Source organism: Aquitalea pelogenes (assembly GCF_001515305.1).
Classification (GTDB): domain Bacteria; phylum Pseudomonadota; class Gammaproteobacteria; order Burkholderiales; family Chromobacteriaceae; genus Aquitalea; species Aquitalea pelogenes.
Genome location: NZ_LNQV01000033.1, coordinates 40732 through 47954, shown reverse-complemented (window position 1 = coordinate 47954; position 7223 = coordinate 40732). Strand labels below are relative to the sequence as shown.

Here is a 7223-nt window from a genome sequence, read left to right as displayed (position 1 = left end):
GGACTGCGGGTAAAGGACCGGTGACGTGGGTGGGTGGTAGGGCCAGCGTGGAAGCCATGCTCAAACAGGGCTACAACCGGTGGCAAGGACTTCCCAGTTTTCCTGCATCCGCGCAGTCACGAAGAATACGCACTGGCACGCACCGAGCGCAAAACCGGCAAGGGCTATCACGGCTTTGCCTTTCATGCCGATGAAAGCGTGACGCTGGAGCAGGACCTGGCGCGGCGCGACCTCACCATCAATGCCATTGCCGAAGACGAGCAAGGTCAGCTGATTGACCCGTATCACGGCCAGCAGGACCTTAAGGCCGGCCTGTTGCGTCATGTCAGCCCGGCCTTTGCCGAAGACCCGGTGCGTATTTTGCGCCTGGCCCGCTTTGCTGCCCGCTTCGGCTTTGCCGTGGCGGATGAAACCCTGCTGCTGATGCGCAATATGGTGGCAGCCGGTGAGGTCGATGCGCTGGTGGCCGAACGGGTATGGCAGGAAATGGCAAAGGCACTGATGGAAGACAAACCATCGCGCTTCTTTCTGGTGTTGCGCGAGTGCGGTGCCCTGCAACGCATCCTGCCGGAAATCGATGCTTTGTTCGGCGTGCCGCAGCGAGCAGACTACCACCCGGAAATCGACACCGGCGATCATGTGATGCGTGTCATCGACATGGCAGCCAGCATGCAGCAGCCACTGGCGGTGCGGTTTGCCGCCCTGACCCACGACCTGGGCAAGGCGCTGACACCGGCCGATGTGCTGCCGCGCCATATCGGCCATGAGCAGCGTGGTGAAAAACCCTTGCTGGCACTGTGCGTACGGCTGCGTGTACCGGCGGAATGCCGTGATCTGGCACGCATCACCGTGCTCAATCACACCAAGATTCACTGCACGGCTGAAATGAAGCCCGCCACCATCTTGCGCCTGTTCAAGGACTGCGACGCGCTACGCCGACCGGAACGTTTCCGCCAGATGCTGTGTGCCGTGCTGGCCGATGCCCGCGGCCGCCTGCATTTTGAAGACTGCGCTTATCCCCAAGTGGAGTGGATGGAGCATTTGCTGCAAGCCGCACTGGAAGTGGACGCCGGAACCATTGCCCGCAGTTGTGACGACCCGCGCCAGATACCGGCCATGGTAGAGAAGGCGCGTATTGCCGCCATCACCCAAGCACGCCAGGACTTGCCAGCAGCGACAGCCCGATGATGCCGATGTGCTAAACTGTGCATCCTCGCATCTTCCCAGCCCAGGAGAACCCATATGAAATCCTTGCTCAGCCTGATTCTGCTGGCATTGAGCGCCAGTGCACTGGCCAATTCTGCCTGTGACAAACCCAAGAACGATTTTGACGGCCTGTACTGTCTGAACAAGGTGTACAGCCAGGCAGACAAAGATCTGAACGAAAGTTATGGGGAATTGGCCAAGCAACTGGATGCGGATGGCAAGAAGCTGCTGAAGGCCGGACAGCTGAACTGGATTCGCCAGCGCAATGCCGACTGTAGCTACAGCGATTCGCGTGGCTTCTTTGTCAATCTGGATTGCGCCACCCGCACCACCATTGATCGCCTGCAGTTCATCAATGATCGCAAGCGCGAGTGCAAGAGCGCCGGCTGCATGAACAGCAAGCTGCAATAAGCCTGTGCCGCTCCACACCAGCCCTGCTGCCCTGGCGCATCAGGGCTTTTTGTTTGCCTCTGCCAGCGGACAACGCAAGGCACCGGCTGCAATGGCACGCGCCATACGGCTAGCCACAAGGGGCGATGCCAGGCGGACTTCTTCCTGTGGATTCACAATCACACCGTGTTCAATCAGCACAGCGGGCTGGCTGGCGGTCTTGAGCACCACCAGGTCATCAAACCAGTAAATGCCCAAAGCGGCATCGGCCAGTGGGCGATTCTCACCGGCAATTGGTTCGGCGTGATGCAAGGTGGGTCGTTCACCCGCCTCTTGCAGGGACAAGGCAATCTGGCGGGCACAGGCCAGGCTTGTTTCAGCAAACGGGTTCTTGCGTGACACAAACAGGGAATAGCCCTGAAAACGCCCTGCTTCCGGCAAATACTGCGGCTGGACCGAATCGTGGTGTACCGAAAGCAATAATTGCCGTCCTTGCGCCAGCTGGGTGCGTTCGGTCAATTGCCTGATATTGCCCTGCTCGCCGATCACCGCCACATCCACACCTTGCTCACGCAGCATGCCGGCCAGCAGCAAACCGGCGCGCCGGTTGAAGCTGAACTCGGTCTGACCACTGGCGCTGCGCGCACCCGGTGCCTGCAGGGAATGACCGATATCCACCGCCACCGATTGCAGCGCGGCAGCCGTGGCCGGCACAGCGAGTGCAGCACCCAGACAGATGGCAAGCCAGGATTTCAGCATGGTTTTACCGCTTCTTGCTGTCTTACCCGCTCGAACAGGCAGACAGTCGCCGCCATCGCCACGTTCAAGGATTCGGCATGCCCCGGCATCGGAATACGAACCCGGGCATCGGCCAAGGCCAGCAAGGCCGGGCTGACACCCGCACCTTCATTGCCGAATACCAGCGCCACCGGGCCGGTCAGATCCTGGCTATACAGCGAACAGCTCCCTTCCAGATAAGTCACCAGCTTGCGACCGGAAAATTGTGTCAGCGACGCTGCCAGATCCACCTGTTCGTGAATGTGCAGCACAAAATGGGCACCCATGCCGGCACGTAACACCTTGGGCGAGTAAACATCGACACAGCCCTTGGACAACAGCACCTCACGCACGCCGGAAGCGGCAGCACAACGCAGGATGGTGCCCAGATTGCCCGGGTCCTGGATGTCCTCCAGCACCACGCGCGCGGCATCCGGCGCAGGCAGGGGCGGACACGGACGCTGGCACAGTGCCAGCAGTTCGGGCGGGCTGGCCAGTGCACTCACTTTGGCCATGATGCTTTCAGGCAGCATGATGACGGTGACAGCGGCAGGCATACGGGTAAGCAAGGCTTGTACTTCGGGGTGGGCGCTGGCTGTTTCATTCAGGTACAGGCGCTGCGGTGGCTGCCCTGCATCCAGCGCCGCCGCAGTCAGATGGATGCCTTCGAGCACCATCACACCCTGCTTGCGCCGCTCCCGGCTGTTTTGCACCAGCCGGGTCAGCTGCTTGATTTCGTCGTTATGGGGCGAGCTTATGGTTTTAACGGTGTACAACATGCATCAATGGTGCGGCGTCAGCCGGGCCACCAGTTCCTTGAAGCGGTGGTAGCTGGTGTCGTCAATCACGCGTCCGCTGCGGCCATTGTCCACATAGAACACCCCGACCAGACGATGGCCAAGGTACAGACTCATGATGGCGAATTCGCTATCACCGATATGATCGAAAAAGTCATCCTGGTATTTGCGTACCAGTTGGTTTCGCACACTCTCCGGTGCGTGGAAGCTTTGTGCCTTGCTGGTGAGCAAGGTAAAGAAGGTGCCCGGCTCCAGCTCTACCGCCAGCTTGCGCAGGGCATGGCCCTCAGCCAGACCCACCTGGTATTTGAGGCGCAGGCTGTGGCTGTCGTGATCGTAGCGATAGTACAGCACGCGTTCGAACTTGAGGTCGTTCGACAGATGCCGGATCGATTCGCGGATGCCTTGCTCCAGTTGGTCCGGGCTGGTCAGCGCCACGGCCTTCTTCATTTCAGGCCGCTTGTATTCGCCTTCGATGAACAGCAAGGCCCGCGCCGGGTAGGTATACGCCGGTGCCCGCGGTTGACGCGCAACCGTCAGGCAGGCCTGGACCACCCCCAGATAGACCTGCTGCTGGCTGATACCGATCAGCTTGCCTACCACGTCCAGACCGACATTCCACGGCCCGCGCCACCAGCCCTGCTCCAGGGTATTGGCCGTGGCCACCGCCAGCTTGAGCAATTGCTTGCGCTTGCTTGGCGCTCCACCACCCAGCAAGGTCAGCAGGCCGACAGGCAGCGGGACGGCACGCACAAACTGCTCCAGCAACTTGGAATAGTCTGTCTCGAAATGGTCGGCCACTTCTTGCAGCAAGGGCTTGTCCGGCAACTGGTTGCGATAAATCAGGTACAGACAGGCAGGCAGGTTGTAGATCAGCGCAGCGACAAAGCAGTCTTCCACCTTGTGTTCGCCGGAAATGGACAGCCATTCCTTGATGATGAGCGCTGCCACCCTGCTTCGGCCCAGCCAGTCTTCCACCGCCTCCACCACTTCGGCATCCAGCTTGTCCGGAATGATGTGCATGGCAGTCAGTTTGCCAAAACGCCCCACCACCGCCTCCAGCCCCATCAACATCAGGGTCTGCTCGACAGAAGGAATGGATTCATTGCGCTGCAAGGCACGCGAACCGCCCACCACCCGCAGCAGATCAAACAGCAGCAGCGGGTCGGACAGGCACAGATTGGCCAGATCAGTAAAACTGATCAGATCGTTGTTACGGGCGCAGGCGTCCCTGACACCTTCCAGCGTGCCAGGCAGAATCGGCCAGCGTCGTTCGGAGATGGACTGAAACCAGTTAGCGAGATCCATGAGGGTGGCACCAGATCAGCAATTCTTTCTGCAGCGGTCCGCCAAGCGGAATCCGGCTATCAGGTTGGACATCGGGAACCGTGAAGGTATTGCTCACCAGCACGCTGGCGGGCGCACCTTCGGTCAGGAATTTTTGCCAAACACGCGGCATGGGTGCAGGAGACAAAAAGGCATAAACCACATCGTGCCTCCCCCAGTGCTCCTTCCAGAAACTGCGGCAGCCGAACTCAAGCCTGGCCGGACGACGGGCAAGATGCCAGCGCAACCACGCCATCAACCAGCTGCCCCAGGCATTTTCCAGTGCCAGGATGTGCAGATCGGGACGCAGCACCGCCAGTTGCATGGCCAGGCGGCCATCTCCACAACCGGCCTCCAGCACCCGGGCATCCTGCGGCAGATAAGCAGCCAGCTTTTCTGCAACCTCGTGGGCTGAGCGATACAGCGGTACCCGCTCGGTAAGGGCGTTGCGTCCCAGTGCCAGAGTCAACAGCAGGCCGGACAGATAAACCCAGGCAGGCAAACCCAGTTGCTGCAACAGAACCACCGCAGGCACAAACAGGCCATGCGCAAACTTCTGCCAGCCCGGCAAGCGCCAGACATAAGCCAGTAACACGGCAAACATCGCCTGCAAGATGGCCCAGGCCTGCGGCTGTACCACCGGTGCGACAAAGAACCAGGCCAGCAAAGCCGCCAGCAATTGCAGCAGCACATGGCGCAACAAGCCCAGGCGCATGCGGACTTATTCTGCCTTGGCCGGGGCGGCTTCCACCGGGCCGATCGGACCGATGGGTTCCTGATTCAGCGGCGGCTTCACCCCGTCGTTCTGGATGGCCTGCTCGGCATCCTTGTTGAGCACCACAATGGTGATGCGCCGGTTTTCCGGGCTGAAGACATTGCTCTTGATCAGCGGATTGGCCGCAGCCACACCCACCACGCGCATCACCTTGTCGTCCTGCAGGCCACCAGCCACCAGCTCACGTCGCGCGGTATTGGCACGATCAGCCGACAACTCCCAGTTGCTGTAACCATTCTGTCCATTGCCAAAAGGCGTGGCGTCAGTATGGCCGGAAATGCTGATGCGGTTGGGAAGCTGGTTCAGCTGCTGGGCCAGTTGCTGCAGCAGTACACGGGTATGCGGCAACATGCGCGAACTGCCCGAATCAAACATCGGACGGTTCTGCTCGTCGACAATCTGGATTTTCAGCCCTTCCGGCGTCATTTCCAGCTTCATCTGGTTCTTGTAGTCCTTCAGCACCTGGCTTTGCTCGACACTGGACTGGATTTTCTGCTGCAGATTATCCAGCGCCTGCTTTTCCAGTACCTTGCGCTCCTGCTCCTTGCTGCTCTTGTTGACCTGACCGGCCTTCTTGGTCAGGTCGTTACCACCGCCCTTCACCACCGAGGTGGCATCACCGGCACCATCGCCACCGGACATGGCTACTTTCAAGGGCGTCTTGAAGTATTCGGCAATGCCATTGAGCGTGCCTTGCGAAGCAGAACCAAGCAGCCACATCAGCAGGAAGAACGCCATCATCGCCGTCACGAAGTCGGCATAGGCAATCTTCCAGGCACCGCCATGATGGCCGTGCCCGCCTTTTTTGATACGTTTGACAATAATGGGGCGTTGCGATTCGTCAGCCATGATCCAACCCTGTTTCGCTTATTTTTTGGCTTGCTTGACGTGGTCTTCCAGTTCCTTGAAGGAAGGACGATCGGTCGAAGTCAGCACCTTGCGGCCAAATTCCACGGCAACCTGAGGCGCGTAGCCATTCAGGCTGGCCAGCAGGGTCACCTTGATAGTCTGGAATACACGGGTGCCATCACCCAGCTTGTGTTCCAGAATGGTGGCCAGCGGAGCCACAAAGCCGTAAGCCAGCAAAATACCGAGGAAGGTACCCACCAGCGCGTGGGCAATCAGCATGCCAAGCTCGGATGGCGGTGCGCCTACCGACTCCATGGTATGCACCACACCCATCACCGCGGCCACGATACCGAAAGCCGGCAAGCCGTCGGCCAGGCCCTTCACGGCACTGATCGGCACTTCACCTTCGTGATGATGGGTTTCGATTTCCACATCCATCAGGTTTTCGATTTCGAAGGCGTTCAGGTTGCCGCCCACCATCAGACGCAAATAGTCACAAATGAACTCGACCACATGGTGATCATGCAGCACCGCCGGATATTTGGAGAAAACCGGGCTGGCTTCCGGATTCTCCACATCAGCCTCGACCGACATCAGGCCTTCCTTGCGCACCTTGGACAGGATTTCAAACAGCAAGGTGAACAGCTCCATGTAAAAGGCCTTGTTGTAGGGTGAGCCTTTGAACACGGTAGGCAGGGCCTTGATGGTGGCTTTCATGGGAGCACCACCATTGGCGACCACAAAAGCGCCGGCCGCTGCACCGGCAATCATCACCACTTCCAGAGGCTGCATCAGCGCCCCCAGATGACCCCCTGCTGCGACAAAGCCCCCCAGCACGCAGCCGAGGAGAAGAAGGTAGCCGATTCCGACAAACATTGGTTTGATCCTGTAATTGTGATTATCGCGATTCGATTTTCCGTCACGTGCTGTCCGACTCAGGCATCCCCGCCACTACCGGCACAGACATCAGGCCCGTGAGCCTGCTTTCCTTGTCAGCCACACCAGCAGCCAAGCACCTGACAAGGCCATGACAGCACGAATAATAGCATGGCATGCCTTGCTTGCAGCGCGCCCGTCTTTATCTTTTGTAGCGCTGATTATGC

At 59.3% G+C, this 7223-nt stretch carries 7 protein-coding genes and 1 pseudogene; 2 read left to right on the top strand and 6 right to left on the bottom strand.

Annotated elements, in window-relative coordinates; translation table 11 throughout:
- Both AWT75_RS14320 and AWT75_RS14315 read left to right on the top strand, forming a co-directional pair.
- Positions 1-1188 (top strand): annotated as a pseudogene (locus tag AWT75_RS14320) (multifunctional CCA addition/repair protein); the annotation flags it as partial.
- A gap of 54 nt (positions 1189-1242) precedes the next feature.
- Positions 1243-1617, top strand: a complete 375-nt coding sequence (locus AWT75_RS14315; RefSeq protein ID WP_045848627.1) for a lysozyme inhibitor LprI family protein — start codon at positions 1243-1245, stop codon at positions 1615-1617.
- 39 nt (positions 1618-1656) lie between these two features.
- On the opposite strand, the gene AWT75_RS14310 is transcribed toward AWT75_RS14315, so the two are convergent.
- From AWT75_RS14310 to motA, 6 genes are read right to left on the bottom strand one after another with little or no spacing between them, the layout of a single operon-like run.
- On the bottom strand, positions 1657-2355 hold the full coding sequence (locus AWT75_RS14310; protein ID WP_062789772.1) for an N-acetylmuramoyl-L-alanine amidase family protein: 699 nt from the start codon (positions 2353-2355) through the stop codon (positions 1657-1659).
- Positions 2349-3152 carry a TrmH family RNA methyltransferase gene (locus AWT75_RS14305; protein WP_062789770.1) on the bottom strand — a complete coding sequence of 268 codons (804 nt, stop codon included), beginning with the start codon at positions 3150-3152 and terminating at the stop codon, positions 2349-2351. The genes AWT75_RS14310 and AWT75_RS14305 overlap by 7 nt, the downstream gene beginning before the upstream one ends.
- A gap of 3 nt (positions 3153-3155) precedes the next feature.
- Positions 3156-4478, bottom strand: coding sequence for an HDOD domain-containing protein (locus AWT75_RS14300; protein WP_045848625.1), 1323 nt, complete (start codon positions 4476-4478; stop codon positions 3156-3158).
- Positions 4465-5211, bottom strand: a complete 747-nt coding sequence (locus AWT75_RS14295; RefSeq protein WP_062789768.1) for a class I SAM-dependent methyltransferase — start codon at positions 5209-5211, stop codon at positions 4465-4467. Before AWT75_RS14295 ends, AWT75_RS14300 begins: the two co-directional genes overlap by 14 nt.
- Before the next feature lie 6 nt (positions 5212-5217).
- Positions 5218-6120: a flagellar motor protein MotB gene (motB, locus tag AWT75_RS14290; RefSeq protein ID WP_062789766.1), complete on the bottom strand. Its 903-nt coding sequence runs from the start codon at positions 6118-6120 to the stop codon at positions 5218-5220.
- Between the two features lie 18 nt (positions 6121-6138).
- Positions 6139-6996, bottom strand: coding sequence for a flagellar motor stator protein MotA (gene motA, locus AWT75_RS14285; protein WP_045848622.1), 858 nt, complete (start codon positions 6994-6996; stop codon positions 6139-6141).
- Positions 6997-7223 lie beyond the last annotated feature (227 nt).